The organism is Serratia sp. szju (assembly GCF_044594185.1).
GTDB lineage: Bacteria > Pseudomonadota > Gammaproteobacteria > Enterobacterales > Enterobacteriaceae > Serratia > Serratia bockelmannii.
The window spans coordinates 4820113-4842746 of the sequence record NZ_CP172576.1 but is presented as its reverse complement, the minus strand read 5'-3'; the positions used below and the strand labels follow the sequence as shown (position 1 = coordinate 4842746).

General features: G+C 47.1%; 18 protein-coding genes and 1 pseudogene. 15 read left to right on the top strand and 4 right to left on the bottom strand.

Annotation, left to right across the window (positions count from 1 at the left end; translation table 11 throughout):
• Positions 1 to 2 precede the first annotated feature (2 nt).
• The 4 genes from RE418_RS22935 to wcaJ all read left to right on the top strand — a co-directional run bounded on the left by RE418_RS22935 (position 3) and on the right by wcaJ (position 6259).
• Positions 3 to 1379 (top strand): TolC family outer membrane protein, encoded by a 1377-nt coding sequence (locus RE418_RS22935; RefSeq protein WP_049207878.1) that lies wholly within the window; start codon positions 3 to 5, stop codon positions 1377 to 1379.
• A 602-nt stretch (positions 1380 to 1981) separates the two neighbouring features.
• The gene (locus tag RE418_RS22930) at positions 1982 to 3406 is read left to right on the top strand and encodes a mannose-1-phosphate guanylyltransferase/mannose-6-phosphate isomerase (protein WP_399675593.1); all 1425 of its coding nucleotides are present in this window, start codon (positions 1982 to 1984) and stop codon (positions 3404 to 3406) included.
• A gap of 12 nt (positions 3407 to 3418) precedes the next feature.
• Entirely contained in the window at positions 3419 to 4792 is a 1374-nt protein-coding gene (cpsG, locus tag RE418_RS22925) for a phosphomannomutase CpsG (protein ID WP_089180712.1), read from the top strand.
• Positions 4793 to 4861: 69 nt separating this feature from the next.
• Positions 4862 to 6259 (top strand): undecaprenyl-phosphate glucose phosphotransferase, encoded by a 1398-nt coding sequence (gene wcaJ / locus RE418_RS22920; protein WP_060447519.1) that lies wholly within the window; start codon positions 4862 to 4864, stop codon positions 6257 to 6259.
• A 364-nt stretch (positions 6260 to 6623) separates the two neighbouring features.
• On the opposite strand, the pseudogene RE418_RS22915 reads toward wcaJ, so the two are convergent.
• Positions 6624 to 7597 (bottom strand): annotated as a pseudogene (locus tag RE418_RS22915) (IS3 family transposase).
• 414 nt (positions 7598 to 8011) lie between these two features.
• Here RE418_RS22915 and galE point away from each other — a divergent pair.
• From galE to gndA, 11 genes are all read left to right on the top strand, one after another.
• Positions 8012 to 9025 carry a UDP-glucose 4-epimerase GalE gene (gene galE / locus RE418_RS22910; RefSeq protein WP_049295295.1) on the top strand — a complete coding sequence of 338 codons (1014 nt, stop codon included), beginning with the start codon at positions 8012 to 8014 and terminating at the stop codon, positions 9023 to 9025.
• Positions 9026 to 9578: 553 nt separating this feature from the next.
• Positions 9579 to 10112: a dTDP-4-dehydrorhamnose 3,5-epimerase gene (rfbC, locus tag RE418_RS22905; protein WP_049295296.1), complete on the top strand. Its 534-nt coding sequence runs from the start codon at positions 9579 to 9581 to the stop codon at positions 10110 to 10112.
• Positions 10113 to 10994, top strand: coding sequence for a dTDP-4-dehydrorhamnose reductase (gene rfbD, locus RE418_RS22900; protein WP_049295297.1), 882 nt, complete (start codon positions 10113 to 10115; stop codon positions 10992 to 10994).
• Between the two features lies 1 nt (position 10995).
• On the top strand, positions 10996 to 11775 hold the full coding sequence (locus RE418_RS22895) for an ABC transporter permease (RefSeq protein ID WP_049295298.1): 780 nt from the start codon (positions 10996 to 10998) through the stop codon (positions 11773 to 11775).
• Positions 11765 to 12982, top strand: coding sequence for an ABC transporter ATP-binding protein (locus RE418_RS22890; protein WP_072070345.1), 1218 nt, complete (start codon positions 11765 to 11767; stop codon positions 12980 to 12982). The genes RE418_RS22895 and RE418_RS22890 overlap by 11 nt, the downstream gene beginning before the upstream one ends.
• Before the next feature lie 2 nt (positions 12983 to 12984).
• On the top strand, positions 12985 to 13959 hold the full coding sequence (locus RE418_RS22885) for a methyltransferase domain-containing protein (protein ID WP_089180713.1): 975 nt from the start codon (positions 12985 to 12987) through the stop codon (positions 13957 to 13959).
• Positions 13960 to 13983: 24 nt separating this feature from the next.
• Complete coding sequence (locus RE418_RS22880; RefSeq protein WP_060447517.1) at positions 13984 to 15948, top strand: HAD family hydrolase; 1965 nt, start codon at positions 13984 to 13986, stop codon at positions 15946 to 15948.
• On the top strand, positions 15948 to 17192 hold the full coding sequence (locus RE418_RS22875) for a glycosyltransferase family 4 protein (RefSeq protein WP_089180714.1): 1245 nt from the start codon (positions 15948 to 15950) through the stop codon (positions 17190 to 17192). The genes RE418_RS22880 and RE418_RS22875 overlap by 1 nt, the downstream gene beginning before the upstream one ends.
• Positions 17193 to 18107, top strand: coding sequence for a glycosyltransferase family 2 protein (locus RE418_RS22870; protein WP_049295303.1), 915 nt, complete (start codon positions 17193 to 17195; stop codon positions 18105 to 18107).
• Positions 18108 to 18180: 73 nt separating this feature from the next.
• On the top strand, positions 18181 to 18897 hold the full coding sequence (locus tag RE418_RS22865; protein WP_080350752.1) for a glycosyltransferase: 717 nt from the start codon (positions 18181 to 18183) through the stop codon (positions 18895 to 18897).
• Between the two features lie 146 nt (positions 18898 to 19043).
• Positions 19044 to 20450 carry an NADP-dependent phosphogluconate dehydrogenase gene (gene gndA, locus RE418_RS22860; protein WP_025302186.1) on the top strand — a complete coding sequence of 469 codons (1407 nt, stop codon included), beginning with the start codon at positions 19044 to 19046 and terminating at the stop codon, positions 20448 to 20450.
• Positions 20451 to 20523: 73 nt separating this feature from the next.
• Here gndA and hisIE read toward each other — a convergent pair whose 3' ends face one another.
• From hisIE to hisA, 3 genes are read right to left on the bottom strand one after another with little or no spacing between them, the layout of a single operon-like run.
• Positions 20524 to 21144 carry a bifunctional phosphoribosyl-AMP cyclohydrolase/phosphoribosyl-ATP diphosphatase HisIE gene (gene hisIE, locus RE418_RS22855; protein ID WP_015377251.1) on the bottom strand — a complete coding sequence of 207 codons (621 nt, stop codon included), beginning with the start codon at positions 21142 to 21144 and terminating at the stop codon, positions 20524 to 20526.
• Positions 21138 to 21914 (bottom strand): imidazole glycerol phosphate synthase subunit HisF, encoded by a 777-nt coding sequence (hisF, locus tag RE418_RS22850; protein ID WP_033637764.1) that lies wholly within the window; start codon positions 21912 to 21914, stop codon positions 21138 to 21140. Before hisF ends, hisIE begins: the two co-directional genes overlap by 7 nt.
• Entirely contained in the window at positions 21896 to 22633 is a 738-nt protein-coding gene (gene hisA / locus RE418_RS22845) for a 1-(5-phosphoribosyl)-5-[(5-phosphoribosylamino)methylideneamino]imidazole-4-carboxamide isomerase (RefSeq protein WP_025302188.1), read from the bottom strand. Before hisA ends, hisF begins: the two co-directional genes overlap by 19 nt.
• Position 22634: the final 1 nt, after the last annotated feature.

Here is a 22634-nt window from a genome sequence, read left to right as displayed (position 1 = left end):
TTTTGATTCAATCAAAACGACAGGCTGCCGGTCTGGTTATCGGCACCCTTTTGTTTGCGATATCTGCGCCGGTTTATTCGATAGGGATTTTAGACGCATATTCGCTGGCATTAGAAAAGGACCCGACCTTCCGGGCGGCTATAAAAGAGAAAGAAGCGGGAGATGAGAACGAAAACATCGGCAGGGCGGGGCTGCTGCCGAAAGTGTCGTTGAACTATCAGAATTCGCCGCGCAATTGGCAGACGCAAAAATATCCGCAGAGCGACTTTTTCGGCAATGTTTCGGAGGTCACCCGGCGGCAACAATATCGCAGTTATTCCAGTTCGATCACGCTGACGCAGCCGCTGTTCGATTATGAAGCTTACGCGCGTTACAAAGCCGGCGTAGCGCAGACGATGATGTCGGACGAGCGCTATCGCAGTAAGTTGCTGGATCTTGCTGTTAGGGTGATTAACGCCTATGTCGAAGTGGCCTATTCCAAGGATCAAATCGCGTTGGCCGAAGCGCAAAAGGCGGCTTACAAGGAACAGTTAACCTTGAACGATCGCCTGATGAGCGCCGGTGAAGGCACCATTACCGACGTATCAGAAACCCAGGCGCGCTACAGCCTGGCCGAAGCGCAGGTAATCGAAGCGCGCGATGCGCTGGACGCCGCGCAGCGCGAATTGGAAGTGATTATCGGCATACCGCTGAACCAACTGGATGAATTGCAGGTTTTGCGGCCGGGCAAGTTTAAGGTGGCGCCGCTGATCCCGTCCAAATTTGAAGAGTGGCAAAAGATCGCGCTGGAGAACAACCCGGTGCTAGCCGCCTCGCGTCATGGCGTGGATGCCGCGAAGTATGACGTCGAAAGGAATCGGGCGGGCTTTATGCCGCAGGTTCAGCTGTATGCTTCGCATTCGGAAAACGATTCCAGCAGCGATAACACGGTTAACCAGAAATACCGTACCGACAGTATCGGCGTGCAGGTCAGTATGCCTATTTATTCCGGCGGCGGCGTTTCGGCGTCGACCCGGCAGGCGGCGGCGCGCTATGGCCAGGCGATGTATGAAATGGATGCGCAGACGGGCACCACGCTCAACGATCTGCGCAAGCAGTACAATCTGTGCATCAGCAGCCGCGCCAAGGTGGCGGCCTATGAGCTGGCGGTACAGTCTGCCACCACACAGGTGACGGCGACCCGGCAAAGCGTGCTGGCCGGGCAACGTGTCAACGTTGACGTGCTCAACGCCGAACAGCAGCTCTATAGCGCTCAGCGCGATCTGGCCTCCGCCAAGTACGCCTACATCAAGTCCTGGATTACCTTGCTGAGCGACTCCGGGACGTTGGACGAGAAAGATGTTATGCGGGTAGCGCAGTATTTTTCTGCTGCGCGTTGAACAATAATTCGACGAACAGCTCCGCTACCCTAAGTATAAATCTGAAAGAGCAGCTCAAAGCTGCTCTTTTTTGTGTTTATACGCTATGTTAACGCTTAAAAGATGGGGTGAGATAGAAATGTCCTACCTCTCTTTTATAAGAGCAATGGCGTTAAGTGACGTAACACGCTCTCTCATTTTTCATCACTTGCCGCGCGGTGTTTGTGAAAAGCAAGGTGTAGTAATGAACAATAATGATGACAAATTAGGGTACGGATCAGGGATTGGTAACTGGAAGCCAGGGGCGGTAGCGTGCAAGATGCAAATGTTTCTTTTAACTTATTGATTTTAAATTGATTTTTATTTGATTTCATTATGAAACTATAAGAATTTCTGGAAGGGGCGACTATACTTCATAGTATGATATATTCCCCTCTATTTGGTAATATTATGATTAAGACACATCTGGTTGATAATTTCGGTGTGTTGCCGATTTTTATATTTTATGTGATCTTGGATTTAGTTCAGTGTGGAAGGTGATGTGATTAATTCCGCCTGCTGCTTTACAGCTGAAGATAAATTTAAAGTTTATTTAAAATAATAGGTTAATGAAGGGTTTAATTATGTCTAAAATAGTTCCGGTAATTATGGCCGGAGGAACAGGCAGTCGCCTATGGCCTTTGTCCAGAGAATCTTTTCCTAAACAATTCCTATCTATTGACGATAGTGGATTAAGCTTGCTGCAACAAACGTTAGTGCGATTGGAAAATACCTCCAACCTAGAAGTTGCATCTCCATTAGTGATTTGCAATGAAGAGCACCGTTTTTTGGTCGCCGAGCAGTTGCGAGAAATTGGTCAACTTGGCTCAAATATTATTTTGGAGCCTATTGGTCGGAATACGGCGCCGGCGGTGGCTTTAGCGGCGCATCTTGCCGCAGAAGAGACTCCTGACAGCATGTTGTTGGTATTAGCTGCCGACCACTTGATTACCAAAGTCGATAGATTTCATGATGCAATCAATACGGCAGCCCGGTTTGCAGGGCAAGATCGCTTGGTAACGTTTGGCATCATACCTGAACACCCGGAAACGGGATATGGATATATCAAACGAGGGGCCAGCCTCTCGAGGGAATGTTTTGAAGTTGACTCTTTTGTTGAGAAGCCGTGTCTGGAAAAAGCAAAGGAATACGTAGCCTCCGCTGAGTATAGCTGGAACAGTGGCATGTTTATGTTCAAAGCTGATAAGTTCCTCAGCGAGCTGGAAAAATTCAGTCCTGACATTTATCAGTCTGCGAAGGAATCCGTTATTAAAAGCCAACGGGATATGAACTTCATTCGCGTTGAGCCAGAAGCTTTTCAACGTTGTCCGAGTGACTCCATTGACTATGCGGTTATGGAAAAAACTCAAGATGCCGTCGTGATCCCCATCGATGCTGGGTGGAGTGATGTCGGGTCGTGGTCATCACTGTGGGATGTGTCTGTAAAAGACAATTTAGGTAATGTGAGCGTTGGTGAAGTTATTTCCATTGACTCAAATAACAATTACATTTCCTCCGATTCAGCGCTAGTCGCAACGATCGGATTGAATGATATGGTTGTTGTCACTACCAGTGATGCCGTACTTATTGCTACCAAAGATAAAGTACAAGAGGTGAAGAAGATCGTTGAGGAGTTAAAAAAACGCAATCTTCATCATTTCCGTCAGCATTCTGCGTCCTATCGTCCCTGGGGCAAGATTTGCGACGTCGACAGCGGCACGCACTTCCAGGTGAAGAAAATCATTGTCCGGCCAGGTGAAGGCTTGTCAGTACAACGCCATCTCCACCGTGCTGAACATTGGGTCGTCGTGAGTGGGACAGCAAGAGTTAACGTTGATGACCAAGAGTTCTTCTTGTCGGAAAATCAGTCTACCTTCATTCCTGCGGGCAGTGTCCATACGCTAGAAAACCCGGGAAAAATCGATTTGGAAATGATCGAGGTCAGGTCGGGGCACTATCTGGAAGAAGATGATATTGAGCGTTTGCAAGATCGCTATGGCAGAGTTTAATAGGGTTTGGTAATGCAAAAATTGACGTGTTTTAAAGCTTATGACATTCGGGGAAAGCTGGGCGAAGAGCTGAATGAGGACATCGCGTATCGTATTGGACGCGCCTATGGCGAGTTTTTAAAGCCCAAAAATATCGTGTTGGGCAGCGATGTGCGGTTAACCAGTGAAAGTCTGAAGTTGGCGCTGGCGAAGGGTTTACAGGATGCGGGTACTGATGTGATAGACATCGGTTTAACCGGTACCGAAGAAATCTATTTCGCCACAACCTATTTAAATACTGATGGTGGCGTAGAAGTCACCGCCAGCCATAACCCTATTGATTACAACGGCATGAAGTTAGTGCGTGAGGGCTCTCGCCCGATTAGCGGCGATACCGGGTTACGGGCGATCCAAGAGCTGGCGGAGAAAAACCAGTTTCAGGCGCTAGCAGCAACAGCAACGCGCGGCAGCTACGTACGCCAGGACGTATTAGGGGCTTATGTAGAACACATTCTGTCCTATGTAGACGTGAAAAATTTCAAACCGTTGAAGCTAGTGATCAACTCGGGCAACGGTGCTGCGGGGCATGTGATCGATGCTATTGAAGCGCAACTGAAGGCGCGGGGGGTGCCGCTGGAGTTTATCAAGGTGCATCACCAGCCGGACGGCTCTTTCCCCAACGGCATTCCAAATCCACTGCTGCCTGAGTGTCGTGCGGATACCGCCGATGCGGTGCGAGAGCATGGCGCTGATATGGGCATTGCGTTCGACGGCGATTTTGATCGCTGCTTCCTGTTCGATGAAAAAGGCGATTTCATTGAGGGCTATTATATCGTCGGCTTGCTGGCGGAGGCCTTCTTGCAGAAACAGCCGGGCGCGAAGATAATCCACGATCCACGCCTGAGTTGGAACACCGTCGATGTGGTCACCGGTGCCGGGGGCGTACCCGTGATGTCGAAAACCGGTCATGCTTTCATTAAAGAACGCATGCGTGCGGAAGACGCCATTTATGGCGGCGAGATGAGTGCTCACCACTATTTCCGTGATTTTGCTTATTGTGATAGTGGCATGATCCCATGGCTGCTGGTCGCTGAGCTGGTCAGTGTGAAGGGACAAACTCTGGGGCAACTGGTACAGGATCGCATTGCCGCCTACCCGTCTTCCGGTGAAATTAATATCAAGTTATCGAACCCAGAAAGTTCGATTGAAGGTGTGAAAAGCCATTATGTTTCTAAAGCAAATTTAGTCGACTATACCGACGGCATAAGCGTTGAATTCCCTGAGTGGCGTTTCAACCTTCGTTCATCAAATACGGAGCCCGTAGTTCGGCTTAACGTTGAGTCTAGAAATAATAAGGAATTGATGGAAGAGAAGGTTAAGGAAATTTTGAATCTGTTAAGTTTATAATTTAAAGAATACGCTTTTCTTCTTTTTATAGGGGTGATTGCGTATTCTTTTAATAAGAGTGCTTTTATTATGAAAATACAGCATCAGCGGGCGCATTCCAAAGCAAATGCATCTCTCATATCTATGGTTCAGCGTTTTTCTGATATCTCTATTATTTTCTTCGGCGGATTTGTTGCAAGTAAAATAAATGGCTTTAACTTTAGCTATGAGAGTATTTTGGTTGCGCTCATAGCTTTAGTTGCATTTCAAATGATAGGCGGGATAACGGATTTTTATCGCTCTTGGCGCGGTGGAAAATTTTCATCGGAGCTCCGGCTTATACTTAAAAACTGGACGCTAAGCTTGGTGGTGACTGCCGGAATAACTTCGTTCATGCCGAATTCCAGTTTTAACTTTGAGTTTTTTTCATACTGGTATATTTCAGTGTGTATCGGATTTACATTCTGCCGCTCTGCCATTCGCTTTTTGGTAGGGATGATTAGAAATCTGGGGTATAACAATCGTAAGGTGGCTGTTGCAGGGTCGATGCCTATTGGTGTTAAGTTGCTGAAGAATTTTAAAGAAGAACCCTGGTTAGGATTCATTGTTGAGGGTATATACGATGATATACAAAGCTACGAAGATAATGAAATAAAGTATTGTGGTGACTTGGATAAGTTAGTTGAGGATGCTCGCCAGGGGCGACTAGATTATGTATATATCGCGATGAAAATGAGCGAAGAACATAAATTCAAGAAAATACTGAGTCAATTAACAGACACCACGTGTTCTGTCATGTTTATCCCTGATGTCTTTACGTTTAATATTTTGCAGTCAAGAACTGAAGAGGTTAATGGGGTGCCTGTTGTTCCATTATTCGATACACCACTAAATGGGATAAATAAAGTTTTCAAAAGAGTTGAAGATATTTTATTGTCAACTTTAATATTGATATTCATCTCTCCCGTACTTGCTTTGATCGCTTTCGCCGTCAAGTTCACATCTCATGGACCGATTATATTTCGTCAAACACGTTACGGCATGGACGGAAAACCTATTATGGTTTGGAAGTTCAGATCTATGACTGTCATGGAAAATAATGATGTAGTTATCCAGGCAAAAAAAGGAGATACCAGAGTGACTAAGGTAGGTGCATTTTTGCGACGTACCTCTTTGGACGAGTTGCCGCAATTTTTCAATGTGCTGATTGGTGGGATGTCGATCGTTGGGCCTAGGCCGCATGCCGTGGCGCACAATGAACAATATAGAAATCTTATTGAAGGTTATATGCTCAGGCACAAAGTCAAGCCGGGAATCACCGGTTGGGCACAAATTAATGGGTGGCGGGGTGAAACGGACACGTTGGATAAGATGCAAAAACGTGTTGAATATGACCTCGAGTATATTCGTGACTGGAGTATTTGGCTCGACTTAAAAATAATTTTCCTCACTGTATTTAAAGGTTTTATACACAAGTCGGCTTATTAGTTGATATACTCTATCACCCGGTTGTTCAAGTGGTGGCTAGTTGTTGGCCATCACTTTGATCCTAAACGTTAGAAATTCGCCTCCTGATTATCCCTTCCTTGTTTCTTTCTTTCTTTCTTTCTTTCTTTCTTTCTTTCTTTCTTTCTTTCTTTCTTTCTTTCCTTACTTTTCCGTGGCTTTTCCCAATGCTCATTTTTTGGATGGAATTCATTGGTGCATGCACAAGAGGGATTTAAAGAAAAATGGATACCATTATGTGAGTGGAGTTTAATTTTTAGTCTGTTTTCCGGTTTAAAGAGGTCGCATAGTACGGCAAGCTATTTCATAAATTAGACTGCCCCACGGCAGTAGACAAATTCTGTCCTCACGACGAGGCCTGTTCAAAGGCCTCCAGACTGGCGCCGCGGAGGTGACTGTGACGCCGGGCCCGGTTGTAGAACACTTCAATGTAATCGAAGATATCCGCCCGGGCCAGATCCCGGGTTTTGTATATTCTCTTCCTGATACGTTCTTTTTTCAGTGAACTGAAGAGCGATTCGGCCACCGCATTATCCCAGCAGTTGCCACGCCGGCTCATGCTCCGAGCCAGGTTATTGGCCCGGCAGAAGCGCTGCCAGTCGTCACTGCCATACTGGCTACCCTGATCACTATGTGCGATGACCTCACCGTCCGGTTTTCGACGCCAGACGGCCATCATCAGCGCGTCGAGCGTCAGTTCACGTGAGAGAGTGGGTTTCATCGACCAGCCGACCACGTTACGGGCGAAAAGATCGAGTACGGCTTTATCAGGTTCAGTTGCATAATACGACCCACCCGGTTTTTGCCGAAGGTTTCCCCGATTTCGTTCAGATCACCATGAACCCGCCGATAACCGTATACGCCTCCGTTCAGTGAATGTGAGTCGCGGATAAGCATCAGCAGACGCTGGTTATCTTTATCACGCACCGAAAATGGGTTGTGAAGCCACGCATAGAACCCGGCCCGGGCGACATTCAGTACCCGACACATCGTCATCACATCCCATACAGTACGGTGCTCATTGATAAAGCGGTACTTCAGTCGGGCTTCCTTGCAAAGTACCGCGCGGCCTTTTTCAGGATATCCCGTTCTTCTTCGGTACGTTTTAGCGCGCCCGAAGTTTCAGGATCTCGCTTTTGGCTTCCAGTAAATCCTGGGCATGCTGTTCGCTGTTATCAGGCTTGATAGCCCGTAGCCACTGTAGAGGCTGTGCGCAGAAACGCCCAGACGGTCAGACACTTCGTCAACGGAATAATAGCGTTCCGTTATCTGACGGACGGCTTCTTCCTTAAATTCAGGTGTAAATCGTGGTGTGCTCATGCGCTCCCCCTATGCTCAAACTATAGGGCAGGATCGTCTACCGGGGTGGGACAGTCCGAAGTACATGGGACTAAAACAGGTGTGTTTACATTAGTATTCATAGTGACGGCAGTTTTGAAGGTTTAGGGGCGAATACAAACCCAAACGTTCTGACTGCCGTTTTCTATTGGTTCACGCTAAGACGCGGTGGACCAATATTTTAGCCTCTTTGTAGGGAGCCAGGTCAAAGCCTCCTGGCAGGCCGATTGTTTACTTGCTGGCCAAAAACGAGTGTACCAAGGGAACTCTGGGGACATATGGATGGTCAATTATGATCGAAAAGGCGTGCGTGAGTCCAAGCTTCGTTTAAAATCAATTGATTGCTTAAAGAAGACAGTTCATCTTGAGCGCCAGGGGCGCGAGTAAGGAGTTTTTATGGCGGTTTTAGTCACCGGTGGGGCCGGTTATATCGGTTCTCACACTGTTCTGGCTTTGTTGGAACATGGCGAAGATGTCGTAGTGTTAGATAATTTATCGAACTCTTCCGATGAGTCTCTGCGTCGCGTTGAGAAACTCGCGGGCAGAAGTGCTCAATTCTACCAAGGCGATATCTTGGATGCTGAGTGTCTGCACCGTATCTTCGAGGCTCACGCCATTTCGGCCGTGATCCATTTTGCTGGGCTAAAGGCTGTCGGAGAGTCGACGCGCAAGCCGCTAGAGTATTATCAGAACAATGTCACTGGCACGTTGGTATTGTTGGAGGAAATGCGTCGTGCGGGTGTGCATAAGTTTATCTTCAGTTCTTCTGCCACGGTGTACGGTACTCCAGAGCAAGTTCCTTTGACTGAGACGTCACGCGTTGGCGGTACGACGAATCCTTACGGCACGTCGAAGTTGATGGTAGAACAAATTCTGCAAGATTTCGCTAAAGCAGAACCGCAATTCTCCATTACCGCCTTACGTTACTTCAACCCGGTCGGTGCGCACGAATCTGGCATGATCGGTGAAGATCCAAATGGTATTCCTAACAATCTGATGCCTTATATTGCTCAGGTGGCAATCGGAAAATTGGAGAAACTGTCAATTTTTGGTGACGACTATCCGACACAGGATGGCACGGGTGTCAGAGATTACATTCATGTCATGGATTTGGCTGAAGGTCATCTCAAGGCGATTGAACACATCGATGAACATCAAGGTTTTACGGTCTATAATCTGGGGACTGGGGTAGGGTATTCGGTGTTGGAGATGCTCCATGCTTTTGAAAAGGCTTCAGGTCGCAATGTAGCTTACCAAATTGTACCACGTCGAGAGGGCGACATTGCAGAATGCTGGTCCGCTCCAGAATTGGCGTTCAAAGAATTGGGATGGAAGGCTACCCGTGATTTGGATGCCATGATGCGTGATGCGTGGAATTGGCAGAAGAACAACCCTCGGGGTTATCGTTAAAGTAACCCGAAACAGGTGTGATTTTTTATTACACCTGTTTTACCTAAATTATATGAATGCTTGTTTTTTACATTATATTTAAGTCAGTCTCATGTATTAAAAAATTTATTATCACCATCAGAGTTATCCTATATTAAGTTTTGTCGAGTAAATGTTACTTTTAACAAAATTTTTTAAAACTAACTTTATCTCGATGAGATTAACGAGGAATGGTTTTTTCGCGTTGTTAGCGTCCGCTATCATCATTAGCCAGCTATCATTTCTATGTCAAGCCGGACATTATAACGCTTAACGATTTGATATGTTAGAGTATTGTTATTACTAATGCGGTCGCTAGAGGTAGGTTGAGTGCATGCTGGAGGATGCTTTAACGGAATGAGGAAACTGTGCTATCCTGCAATGTCTTCAATAGCGAACTATCTGAAGTTGATTTAGAGGGCGTTTAGACCCATTTAAATATAGTTCAATGTGGGGTGTTCTCGGCTTATTCAGGATGACGCAGCGCTAGGGAGACACTGGTTGGGTAGGAAATTCCGAGTGAGTGAGTAGTCAAATGAAAGTAATTGATACAAAGATTGCCGGCGTCAAAGTGATTGAACCTAAGATTTTCGGTGATCAGCGTGGCTTCTTTTTCGAAACGTTCCAAAAGCAACGCTACCGAGAACTACTTGATATTGAACATGATTTTGTTCAAGACAACTATTCTCGTTCGACACATGGTGTGCTGCGAGGTTTACACTTTCAGACCTCTCGCCCTCAGGGGAAGCTGGTCTATACCCTAAGAGGGGAGGTCTATGATGTCGTGGTGGACATCCGTCCAAATTCACCTTCTTTCAAACAGTGGTTAGGGATCAATCTGTCTGAGGACAACAAGAAACAGCTTTGGATCCCACCTGGCCTTGCTCATGGTTTCTTGGTGTTAAGTGATGAAGTCGACTTTGCTTATAAATGCACCGATTACTATGATCCGAAGAACGAGCACTGCTTGAGCTGGAACGATCCTGAACTGGCGATTGAATGGCCGATAGAGCATCCTCAGCTTTCTGAGAAGGATCTTAAAGGTAAATTATTCAGCGAGCTTTTTTAAATGCGCATACTGGTAACTGGCGGTAATGGCCAGCTAGGCCATTGCTTGGCGGATACATTGCCTGACAATTGGCAGATCATTAGCCTAGACCACAAACAACTTGACATTGCTGATTGGCCTGCAGTTCAGCAAACTGTCGCGGCGTTGAATGTAGATTTCATTGTAAATGCAGCAGCTTATACGTTAGTGGATAAAGCTGAAGAAGAAATCATCGCTGCGGAGGCTGCAAATGTTATCGGTCCAGCTAATCTGGCTATGATTGCTGAGAGCCTAAGCATTCCACTGATTCATATTTCGACAGACTATGTTTTTAGTGGCGCAGAAAAAGGTATTTCTTTGTGTGAAAATTCACCAACGGGGCCGCTAAACGTCTATGGACAAACCAAACTGCTTGGCGAACAAGCCGTACTAACCACGTGCTCACGCGCCGTGGTGATCCGCACATCCTGGTTATTCAGTGAGTATGGCAGCTCTTTTGTGCATACCATGCTTAAATTGGGAAAGACACGTAAATCGCTTGCTATTATTAACGATCAATTTGGCCGTCCTACCTATGCTGGTGATTTAGCTAAATGTATTCTCACTATTATTAGCCAAGGGGTTAATGAACCCAAGCTATATCATTTCTGTGGAGATAAGATTGTCTCGTGGTATGAGTTTGCTGCGGAGATTTTTTCTTTAGCTAAGTTGTTTGATGATAGTTATAGATTTATGGTTTTGTCTTCTATTAACAGTGAGCAATATAAATGCGCGGCCAAAAGACCTAAGCATGCGATACTTAACTGCGAAAAAATATATCGTGAACGTGGGATCTGCAATAGCAATTGGCGAATGAGCCTAGACAAAGTAGTTCCGAAAATTATTTATCAGATGAATAATTAATATGAAGACATTGTTGAAAAATACAGGTTTGATTTTTAATCTTACTAAGCGGGATGTTGAGAGCCGCTATCGTGGGACCAGTCTTGGTATAGTATGGTCACTGCTAAATCCTGTGATTATGCTTTCTATCTATAGCTTTATTTTTGGTTTTGTGTTTAAAGCCAAGTGGGGGCTGACAACGACAGAGAATTACACGTTGATTATGTTTACCGGTCTACTGACGCATGGTTTTATTGCTGAGTGTCTTGGCAAGGCGACAACGATATATGTATATAATGTCAGCTATGTAAAAAAAGTTTTATTCCCTCTTGAGTCCTTGTGCTGGGTGTCTGTTTTTGGCGCATTATTCCAATTCTTTATGGGATGTATTGTTTTCGCCATTTTTTGTGTTTTATTAAAACAACCTGTTAGTCTAATGGCATTATTGGTCCCTATTGTCATTCTGCCATTGGTTTTATTATCATATAGCATTTCATTATTCTTGTCATCGCTAGGTGTTTATATTCGTGATATGGGGCAGGTTGTCTCAGTTATCATTGCCTTAATGTTATTTATGTCACCTATATTTTATCCTATCACTGCTGTTCCAGAACAATATCGCATGCTGATTTATATTAATCCGTTAACGTTTATTGTCGAAGCTTTACGCGATGTTGTATTGTACGGAAAATTATTCAGTCTTGAAGGGTATGCACTCTATTGGGGCATCAGTATTATGCTGTACGTATTAGCTATAACTTGGTTCAAAAAGGTAAAGAGGGGCTTTGCTGATGTCCTCTAATGTTGTTGTCTCTGCGCAAAATTTGCGTAAAGTTTATCAGATTTATTCCAGCCCGATGCAGCGTCTGGGGGCTTTGCTGGGTTATCGGGGGGCTAAGGGCAGGGAGTTTGTCGCTCTGGATTCCGTTAACTTTGAGATTAGAAAAGGTGAAACAGTCGGTATTATTGGTGTCAATGGTTCCGGTAAATCAACTTTGTTGCAAATGATTTGTGGGACTTTGGCGCCTACAAGCGGCAGTGTATTTACTAAAGGGCGTATTGCACCTTTGTTAGAGCTTGGTGCTGGGTTTAATCCAGAATTTACAGGGCGTGAAAACGTTTACCTGAACGCCTCTCTTCTGGGCCTAACGCGTAAAGAAATTACGGAGCGTTTCGATAAAATAGCTAGCTTTGCCGATATTGGTGAATTTCTCGAACGGCCGGTTAAGACTTTTTCGAGCGGTATGTTTGCACGTTTAGCCTTTGCAACAGCCATTCATGTCGATCCTGAGATATTAATTGTAGATGAAATTCTTGCTGTCGGAGATTCACGCTTTCAGCGAAAATGTGTAAAGAAGTTTAATGAAATCAGAAACGATGGGTGTACAATCCTGTTCGTTTCACACGATGATTATCAGGTTCGCAATATTTGTAATAGTGCACTATATCTTGAAAAAGGTGTGCAGCGTTATTTTGGAAATGCAGATGTTGCTGTTCAGCATTACCTTTCTGATATGCAGAAGAGTGTGGTGGAAGCTCAAGATGCAGAAAATAAAGCTATTGAAAATGAAATAAGTAGCAGATTGGTAAAAATAGCTAATGTCTCTCTTCTCGATCAGTCTGGAAATTCAGTAACAGAGCTGGCAAGCGGCGACAATGTTAAACTGTCTTTCGATTATAAATATGAAGGAAGTGACGGGGAATTCGATGGGCTGACCTTTGTCTTTAATCTTTATCGTAAAGATGGAGTATATATCTGTGGGACGACTACAGCAATGCGTGGCTTAGAACCATTTCCCCTTAGTCGGGAAGGTCGAGTGACCATTGATTTCCCCGCATTGAAGTTGTTATCAGGTATTTATAACTGGCGAGTAGCTGTCAATGATCAAGATGGGATACAGATAATTAACGAAGCTGTACCGGTCTGTGAGTTTTCTGTAGCCGATAACTTCAGTGCCGTTGGAATTTATGATATTGAACATAGCTGGTCTGTGGTGGCCAAGGGGTAAGTATGGAACGGATTGAGAACGATCTTCTTAAGTTGCAGTTTTTAAGAGAAGAACATCACCAGCGTTATCAGTACGTTGCCAGTTTTGCCAAGGGAGTTGTGGTTGACTGTGCATGCGGTATCGGATATTCGGCACCTATTTTCTTGTCTAACCCTGCTGTAGTTAGTTATACAGGGTTGGATGTTGATCGTGAGGCGATCGCCTATGCAAAAGAGCATAATACGACGAATTCTCGTTTTGAGCACGGTTCGATTTTAGCCTTGCCGTTCGATGACTGTAGCATCGATACATTTATCTCATTAGAAACGTTGGAGCATCTTGAGCAACCTGAATTAGCGATTGCAGAAGTCAAACGCGTGTTGAAACCAAATGGGGTATTTATTTGCTCGGTGCCAACTAAAGATTACGAGAATTTTTGTGTCAGTTTGTATGGGCCGAACCCGTACCATATTCAGGCCTTCTCTTTGGATGCCCTGAAATCATTGTTGCAAGCTCAATTCGCGCATGTTGATATTGCTGTTATCGCTCAAGAACTCGTCTCTATAGTGCATACGTTTCAAGATCAACAGATGCCGCCTACGGTATTTGATGCAAAAAACAAGAACGTAATGAATGGCTCTTTCATTGCGATTTCATCTAATGCTGATGCTATTTATAATAAGAATACGCTATTTACAGGTATGAGTCGCATAGAATATGATCAAGAATTGGTCTACCCATTGCGCCAAAGTTTAGAGTTTGCAGAACGCTTGGCTGAACAACGTTGGCAGTTGTTGCTTGAAGCTGAAGAAAGAATCAATGAAGTAACACGGTATAAAGAACAGGCAGAGCGCATCTCTGAAGAAAGAATGCAAGCATTCAGGGACACGGAAGAGATGGTCCGTTCTCGTGATCAAGCTTTGTCTGAGGCAGAGCGGATTATTCAGTCGCTTAAGGAACAGCTGGAAAGCGTTTCAAAGCAAAATTCGAACCAATAACTCTGTGAATGGATTATATCTACAATGATTGTCACGATTGCCGATAATATCGAAACCATTCTGGTCGACTTTTTTGATACTGTAGTCGAGCGTAGTTGTCACCCTGAGGTCGTGAAACGTAAGTGGGCTGCTGCTCTCGTGGATTCATATCGTCTTTCTCTATCCGTAGAGGAGCTATATACGCTACGTTTAAGAATCGAAGCGGGATTGTGCGCCAGTAGTCAAATGCAAGGCGATGACGCTGAGTTCCGTTACGACGATATGTCGCTTGCCCTGTATTATGAGCTTCAACGTGCACAGATTGTGGTTCGCTTGCCTGAAAGTGAGCCCTTCGTCGCTTTTTGCCGTGATCTAGAGTTGGCTATTGAACTATCGGTGCAAAAACCGATAGTAGCAACGTTGGATATGCTGAGAGCTGAAAAAGCGAAAGGTAGACGTATTTATCTGGTTTCTGATTTTTATTTGGACCAACAGTCAATTATCTATTTCGCCAAACATCATGGATTCTATGATATTTTTGATGGATTCTTCGTTTCTAGCGAAAATAAGCGAACGAAGAAAGAAGGGCGAGCTTATGACGTGGTTATTGCAAGATTAGGTTTGGATGTTAAAAAGACGATCATGTTGGGGGATAATGCGCACAGTGATGTGGCGATGTCGGTAGCCAGAGGGCTGTTTGCGCATCATTTACCTGTGGAACAGCACCGATATGATGAGAGCCTACGGGCGGATCGTGAGCGCCTTGCGGTAGAGAATAAAGTTAACCAAGTGATCGCTGAAGATAATTTCAACTTCAACTGGATAAGTAGTGCTATTTATTTATTCACTCGTCGGCTTTATTGGTCTTTGGTGATGAATAACGCTAAAAACGTTTATTTTTTTGCAAGGGAAGGCGAGTTTCTTCAAAAGGCATTTGATAAATTTCAAGCTAGCTTGCCGAAAGATTTTTCGCGTATTACTAGCCATTATATGTATGTGTCGCGTCGATCAACCTACCTACCTTCATTAGGGCCTTTGGGCGGTAGCACATTCAACAAATTATTATATCAGTATGGTTCATGTAGTCTGGCTGCCTTTTTGAAAAGCATTAATCTCGATGATTATGTATCTGAGTTTAAAGTGCGTTTCCCTCAGGTGGACTTCGAAGAGCAGCACTTGAATATCGCCGGGTTACCAGCGTTTTCTGCGTTAATGGATGATGAATTCTTCAAGACTATCTACGAGCGTGAGCGTAAAGAGCAGAATGTCTATCTTAATGACTACTGTGACTCGTTGATGACGGAAAAGCATGATGAATGGGTTCATGTAGTTGATGTTGGCTGGAAGGGCAGTATTCAAGATAATTTGGTAAAAGCGACCCAGCGCAATATTTCTGGTTATTATTTCGGCATTTTGGATGGGGCAGAAACCCATAAGAATAATATTAAAGAGGGGTTGCTGTTTGACCATCAGTGGGGGCAACGCCTCGGTGATGGTATGTTTAACGAGTTCCGTGCCGGTTTTGAAGTTTTTATGGGAGCATCGCATGGCAGTCTGAAGAGATATGGCGACAGTATCGATAATTTTGTTTTCGACCACAACGATTCAGAGCTCGCTTTCTTCTATGAGCAAATAGCGCCATTCCAAGAGCGTGCGTTGCATCAGTTCAATGGTTTTGCAAAAATAGAGCGTGCTTATTCGCTATCTGATCATGAGATCAGCAAAGCGGTTAAAAAATTTTACTTTCGTGGTGTGATGTTGCCGAGCCGGGTCGAACGAGAAAAGTTTTCGTTAATCAAACACTATGAGAATTTTGGAGTATTCAACTTTAGCTCCTTTGGGCAGAGCAGACGCTCCTCTCTGTCTTATTTTAAGCGCTTGGTGAGAAATCCTAGACATACCCTTGGTTCTGCTTGGTGGAAACCTTTGGATTTTCATGCGAATGGCGTGTGGTACTTGAAATATCCTTATTTTTTGGTGAAAAGAATAAAGTTTAAAGGGGCTAAATAATGAGTAAAATTGCTTTTTTACTATGGAGTCCGGATATCAGTGGCGGCACTAATGTCATTTTTGAGCATGCTACACGTTTGCGAAAGAATGGTGACGATATCACGATTATCACTGAGGATAAACCGAACGATAAGCGATTGCAGTGGTTTCCAGGTGCAGAAAAAATGACCTGGATGGATTATTCTGAAGCTGCTGACAAACAGTTTGATCTGGTTATTGCGACCTGGTGGCGTACTGTATTTTATCTTCATAAAATCAATGCGAAGAAATATGCATTTTTTGTTCAATCCATCGAATCGCGTTTCTATCCGGAAGGTGAGGTAACTTTACGCACGCTTGTCGATCTTACCTACAGTTTGCAAGTTAATTTTATCACTGAAGCAACATGGATTAAAGAATACCTTAAAGAGCATTTTGACCAAGATGCGTTATTGATCCGAAATGGGATAAGCAAGGATTATTTTAACGATGGGATTAAACCCAAAGTGCCTCGAGCGCCTGAAAAGCTGCGTGTATTAGTGGAAGGTCCGTTAAACGTTAGCTTTAAAAATACGGAACTTGCGGTGGAGTTATGCCGACAGTCTCGCGCTGATGAGGTCTGGTTTGTCACATCTACAGAAATTGGCGCTTACCCGAATGTTGATCGCCTGTTTAGCCGCGTGCCAATTTCTGAGATCGGTAGTATTTACGCCTCTTGCGATGTTTTGGTTAAACTTTCCACTGTTGAAGGAATGTTTGGCCCACCGTTGGAGATTTATCATACCGGTGGAACCTCTATCAGTTATGATGTGACCGGCTACGACGAATATATTGAGCATAATGTCAATGGACTGGTATCTTTCAGTCGCCAAAACCAAGAAATCATCGAATTTATAAATCGCCTTAAGGATAACCCTAATGAGCTGGCTCAATTGAAAGCAAATGCTTTGGCTACCGCTGAAAAGTGGCCGGATTGGGAAAGCAGTTCCAAAGAGTTTGCAGCAGCATGCGAGCAGCTTATTGCATCGGGAGTTATTACCTCGGTTACCTTACTTAAGGCGCAGACCGAGCGTTTTTGGCTCTTCTATGAGGAGTCTTTGCGTCAGGTACCGTTGAGTGGGCAGGTGGGAATTCCCTCTCTAAATCGGTATGCACATTTTCGTCAGCGTGTTATCAATAAATTGCATCGTGAGTATCCTGCGATTTTTTCCTTGCTTCGAAAAATAAAATGGACGGTAAAATCTTATCTGCCGGGAGCTCGATAAGTGTTTGAGTACGAAGTTGTAGTTTGTACTTACAACGGTGAACGCTACATTGTCGAGCAGCTTGCCTCGATTGTAAGCCAGACAATCTGTCCGCAAAGGATCATTGTCAGTGACGATGGTTCTACGGACAATACGCTTAAATTGGTTGCTGATTTCGCTGCAACGACATCAGTTCAGTTCGATGTACAGCAGCGTGTTGCGGGTCCAAAAGGACCCGCGCATAATTTTCTGCATGCGCTTTCTTTGACGACGGCAGCTAACGTCTTTTTAAGCGATCAGGATGACGTTTGGGTAACTGATAAGATTGAACATTATCAGCGCGTAGTAAGCCAAATCGGAGATGATTCTCAGCCTTTATTGATCTTTTCAGATGCTGAATTAGTCGATAGCGAACTTCGTTTCTTGAACGCTTCTTTTTTACAAAATGAGCGTCTTAATCCTGTACAGCAGTTGGTGTTTCCTCGCTTGATTTTCCAAAACTGCATCCAGGGTGCAACAGTGATGGTGAATCGAGCATTGCTTAAGCATCTTCGCCCTAGTCAGCATATGTTGATGCATGATTGGTGGCTGGGATTGCTGGCCATCACTTTTGGACGCTTGGTATTCCTTCCTGAACGCTTGATCAAGTATCGGCAACATGCGAATAACGTGGTTGGCAGCAGTGGCTATGGATTGAAACGTATTCTGGCGAAATTTATGCGACTGTCCTCAGTTGCACATCAGAATCGGCTAGTGATTGAGCAGGCGGTAAGTTTCTATGAGATTTACGGTAAGGGGCTCAAAAAAGAGGATAAGAAATTTTTGGAGAGGATGTTAAGATCCCGTCGCTTTATGCTTTGGCAGCTTTTCTTGCTAAAATTTGCGGTTGCAAGAACAACCATTACGAGAACTGTTTCCTTGTATTTCTTATATTAGAGTTTTTATGCCTGAATCTTTAGTTAAGCCATGTCGGTGCTTCATTTCAGTTATATCTCACGGTCATGGCAGCATGATCATTGCCGATGGATGCCTAAAACTGCTGGCTTCAAAAAATTACATTGTTGTTTTGAAAGATAACAAGCCACAGCGTGAACTTCAGGAATATTGTCAGGACTCTGGCATTCATTATCTTGTTGATCAGCCTATGGGTTTTGGCGCAAACAATAACTATATTTTCACTTGGTGCCAGCAAGAGCTTGGAATGCGAGATGAGGATCGCTTTCTGGTGCTTAACCCCGATGTTTTTATCGAACCGACCGTGCTGGCAGCGCTGCTGTCGCATGCGGAACATAACTCATACCCGATAGTTGCGATCAATCTTTTCAACGATAAAAATTTTACTTTTTATGACAAGGGGATAAGGCATTTTCCAACCATTAGCAGCTTTGTCGTTTCATTCTTGGTGCAGAAGAATAAGTCTATCTACGACAAGAATAAAATTACCCAGGATACCGAAGTTGAATGGGCGGCAGGCTCATTTTTGCTGTTTAGTGCCCAATGTTATCGAGAGCTGGGAGGATTTGATACGCGCTACTACATGTACTGTGAAGATCTTGACATTTGCTGGCGAGCGAGGCGGGAGTTAGGGATAAACGTCGTTTATTTGCCTCAATTTAAAGCATTGCATCTTGCTCAAATGCGCAGTCGCTCACTTTTTTCTAAACATTTTATCTGGCACGTTACCAGCGCTTTGCGTTTTTGCTTGAAACAAGCGTTGAATAGATAAAATTGTCTTATCAACCTCACGAGAGTGTCGACCTATCGCACCAATCACTACCCACGCGGCTCAATCCTGAGTTAACATGTGTGCCACATCACAAAACCTGCTGGCCGACGTTGCCGGCAGGGTCATCCTCAGACAGGAGTTCCTAAATGTCCAAGCAACAAATCGGCGTTGTCGGCATGGCGGTAATGGGCCGCAACCTCGCGCTGAACATCGAGAGCCGTGGTTACACCGTTTCCATTTTCAACCGTTCTGGCGACAAAACTGACGAAGTGATCGCTGAGAACCCGGGCAAGAATCTGGCGCCGTATTACACCGTAGAAGAGTTTGTCGAATCGCTGGAAAAACCGCGCCGCATCCTGCTGATGGTGAAAGCGGGCGAAGCGACGGATAAAACCATTGCCTCGTTGACTCCGCACCTGGACAAGGGCGATATCCTGATCGATGGCGGCAACACCTACTATCAGGACACCATCCGTCGCAATCGCGAACTGTCCGACCAGGGCTTTAATTTCATCGGCACCGGCGTTTCCGGCGGTGAAGAGGGCGCGCTGAAAGGGCCTTCCATCATGCCTGGCGGCCAGAAAGAAGCTTACGAGCTGGTGGCACCGATCCTGGAGAAAATCGCTGCGGTCGCGGAAGGCGAGCCTTGCGTGACTTATATCGGCGCTGACGGTGCCGGCCACTATGTGAAGATGGTGCACAACGGCATCGAATACGGCGACATGCAGCTGATTGCCGAAGCCTATTCCCTGCTGAAGCAGGCGCTGAACCTGAGCAACGAGCAGCTGGCCGAAACCTTCGCCGAATGGAACAAGGGCGAACTGAACAGCTACCTGATCGACATCACCAAAGACATCTTCACCAAGAAAGACGAAGAGGGTAAATACCTGGTCGATGTGATCCTGGACGAAGCCGCCAACAAAGGCACCGGCAAGTGGACCAGCCAGAGCTCGCTGGATCTGGGCGAACCGCTGTCGCTGATCACCGAGTCGGTGTTCGCACGCTACCTGTCCTCGCTGAAGGACCAGCGCGTTGCCGCGTCTAAAGTGCTGACTGGCCCGAAAGTGGCGCCGTTCAGCGGCGACAAAGCCGAATTCATCGAGAAAGTGCGTCGCGCGCTGTATCTGGGTAAGATCGTGTCCTACGCACAGGGCTTCTCACAGCTGAAAGCCGCTTCTAAAGAAAATAACTGGGATCTGCACTACGGCGAAATCGCCAAGATCTTCCGCGCCGGCTGCATCATCCGCGCCCAGTTCCTGCAGAAGATCACCGACGCTTACGCGGCGGATGCCGATATCGCCAACCTGCTGCTGGCGCCATACTTCAAGCAAATCGCTGACGAGTACCAGCAGGCGCTGCGTGACGTGGTGGCTTACGCCGTGCAGAACGGTATCCCTACGCCAACCTTCTCCGCCGCGATCGCCTACTACGACAGCTACCGTTCTGCGGTACTGCCGGCGAACCTGATCCAGGCGCAGCGCGACTACTTCGGTGCGCACACCTACAAACGTATCGACAAGGAAGGCGTGTTCCATACCGAATGGATGGAATAAGCCCGCTCGTTGAACGATAAAAAAAGCCGCCGAGGTTAACGCCCGGCGGCTTTTTATTGCGCGTGATTTAACGTCACGCTTTTTTCTGATGCCTTTCGCGCAGCCGGCCGATCACCGCGCTCAGATCCAGATCCTGGTCCTGCAGCAGCACCAGCAGGTGATAGATCAGGTCCGAGGCTTCGTTGGTCAGCTCTTCGCGATCGTTGACCGTGGCGGCCAGCGCGGTTTCCACACCTTCTTCCCCGACCTTCTGCGCGATGCGCTTGGTGCCGCTGGCGTACAGGCTGGCGGTGTACGAGCTGTCCGGGCTGGCGTGCTTGCGCTCCGCCAACAGCTGCTCCAGCTGATAGAGGAACGTCCAGTCGCTGGCGGCCGGGTGGAAGCAGCTGCTGTTGCCGAGGTGGCAGGTCGGGCCGATCGGGTTGGCCAATACCAGCAGCGTGTCGTTATCGCAGTCCGGCGTGATGCTGACCACCTTGAGGAAGTGGCCGGAACTTTCGCCTTTGGTCCACAGGCGTTGCTTGGTGCGCGAGAAGAAGGTGACGTTACCGCTCTGCTCGGTGGTCGCCAGCGCTTCCGGCGTCATGTAACCCAGCATCAGCACTTCGCCGGATACGGCGTGCTGCACGATGGCCGGCATCAGGCCGTCGGTTTTTTCCCAGTCCAGCTGGTTTCTCTGTTGTTCTGTCAGCACACGCGAATCTCCACGCCTTGTTCGACCAGGAACCTTTTCAGTTCGCCGATATTGATGATTTGTTTGTGGAACACCGACGCCGCCAGCGCGCCGTCGACGTCCGCATCGCGGAACGCTTCCAGGAAATGCTCCATGGTGCCCGCGCCGCCGGAGGCGATCAGCGGCACCTTGCAGGCCTCGCGCACCCGGCGCAGCTGCTGCAGATCGTAACCGTTGCGCACGCCGTCCTGGTTCATCATGTTCAGCACGATCTCACCGGCGCCGCGGCGCTGCACTTCCTGTACCCAGTCGAGGGTTTCCCACTGGGTGATGCGGGTGCGGCTCTCGTCGCCGGTATATTGGTTGACGTGATACTTGCCGGTTTCACTGTCGAACCAGGTATCGATGCCTACCACGATGCACTGCACGCCGAAGCGTTCCGCCAGGCGGCTAATCAACTCAGGATCGGCCAGCGCCGGCGAGTTGATCGAAATCTTGTCGGCGCCGAAAGACAGGATCTGGCTGGCATCCTCGGCGCTTTTAATGCCGCCGGCGACGCAGAACGGAATATCAATCACCTCCGCCACGCGCGATACCCAGCTTTTGTCCACCACCCGGCCGTCGCTCGAGGCGGTGATATCGTAAAACACCAGCTCGTCCGCACCTTCTTGCGCATAGCGCTGCGCCAGCGGCACGATGTCGCCGATGATTTCGTGGTTGCGGAACTGCACGCCTTTTACCACTTGCCCGTCTTTAACATCCAGGCACGGGATTATCCGTTTTGCCAGCATGCGATCGCCTCCTCAACGCTAAATTTACCTTCCAGCAGGGCGCGCCCTACGATCACGCCGGCAACGCCGCTGCCACGCAGCTGGGCGATGTCGTCCAGATTGCCGATGCCGCCCGAGGCCTGGAAGGCCACCTGCGGATAGCGGCGGCTGATCGCCTGATACAGCGCCACGTTGGAACCGGCCAGCGTACCGTCGCGCGAAATATCGGTGCACAGCACGTGCTTGAGCCCGTAGGGCAGGAACTGCTCCACCACCTGTTCCAGCGTGGCGTCGGAATCTTCCTGCCAGCCGCTGATGGCCACGCGTTTCACGCCCTGCGGGTCGATACGCACGTCCAGCGCCAGCACCAGCGCGTCGGCGCCGTAGCGCTCGAACCAGCTCTGCACCAACTGCGGTTGTTTCACCGCGGTAGAGCCGATCACCACGCGTGTGGCGCCGGCCTCCAGCAGGGCGCTGACGTCTTGCTCGTTGCGGATGCCGCCGCCGACCTGCACCGGCACGTTAACCCCCGCCAACAGCTTGCGCAGCAGCGGGATCTGGCGTGCGGCCGGATCCTTGGCGCCGGTCAAATCGACCAGGTGCAGTACCTGCGCGCCCTGTTGTTGATAGTCCTGCAGACGCAGCAGCGGATCGTTGCCGTAGTCGCGCTGCTGGCCGTAATCGCCCTGATGCAAGCGCACCACGTTGCCGTCGATCAAATCCAAAGCCGGAATAATCATG

Bases quoted from the DNA above. Each gene is read 5' to 3' on its own strand.
- RE418_RS22865 (WP_080350752.1), top strand. From the start codon at position 18,181: ATGATCATTGCCGATGGATGCCTAAAACTGCTGGCTTCAAAAAATTAC.
- hisA (WP_025302188.1), bottom strand. From the start codon at position 22,633: ATGATTATTCCGGCTTTGGATTTGATCGACGGCAACGTGGTGCGCTTG.
- rfbD (WP_049295297.1), top strand. From the start codon at position 10,113: ATGCGCATACTGGTAACTGGCGGTAATGGCCAGCTAGGCCATTGCTTG.
- RE418_RS22930 (WP_399675593.1), top strand. From the start codon at position 1,982: ATGTCTAAAATAGTTCCGGTAATTATGGCCGGAGGAACAGGCAGTCGC.
- RE418_RS22875 (WP_089180714.1), top strand. From the start codon at position 15,948: ATGAGTAAAATTGCTTTTTTACTATGGAGTCCGGATATCAGTGGCGGC.
- gndA (WP_025302186.1), top strand. From the start codon at position 19,044: ATGTCCAAGCAACAAATCGGCGTTGTCGGCATGGCGGTAATGGGCCGC.
- wcaJ (WP_060447519.1), top strand. From the start codon at position 4,862: ATGAAAATACAGCATCAGCGGGCGCATTCCAAAGCAAATGCATCTCTC.
- RE418_RS22890 (WP_072070345.1), top strand. From the start codon at position 11,765: ATGTCCTCTAATGTTGTTGTCTCTGCGCAAAATTTGCGTAAAGTTTAT.
- hisF (WP_033637764.1), bottom strand. From the start codon at position 21,914: ATGCTGGCAAAACGGATAATCCCGTGCCTGGATGTTAAAGACGGGCAA.
- RE418_RS22895 (WP_049295298.1), top strand. From the start codon at position 10,996: ATGAAGACATTGTTGAAAAATACAGGTTTGATTTTTAATCTTACTAAG.
- RE418_RS22885 (WP_089180713.1), top strand. From the start codon at position 12,985: ATGGAACGGATTGAGAACGATCTTCTTAAGTTGCAGTTTTTAAGAGAA.
- RE418_RS22880 (WP_060447517.1), top strand. From the start codon at position 13,984: ATGATTGTCACGATTGCCGATAATATCGAAACCATTCTGGTCGACTTT.
- rfbC (WP_049295296.1), top strand. From the start codon at position 9,579: ATGAAAGTAATTGATACAAAGATTGCCGGCGTCAAAGTGATTGAACCT.
- galE (WP_049295295.1), top strand. From the start codon at position 8,012: ATGGCGGTTTTAGTCACCGGTGGGGCCGGTTATATCGGTTCTCACACT.
- cpsG (WP_089180712.1), top strand. From the start codon at position 3,419: ATGCAAAAATTGACGTGTTTTAAAGCTTATGACATTCGGGGAAAGCTG.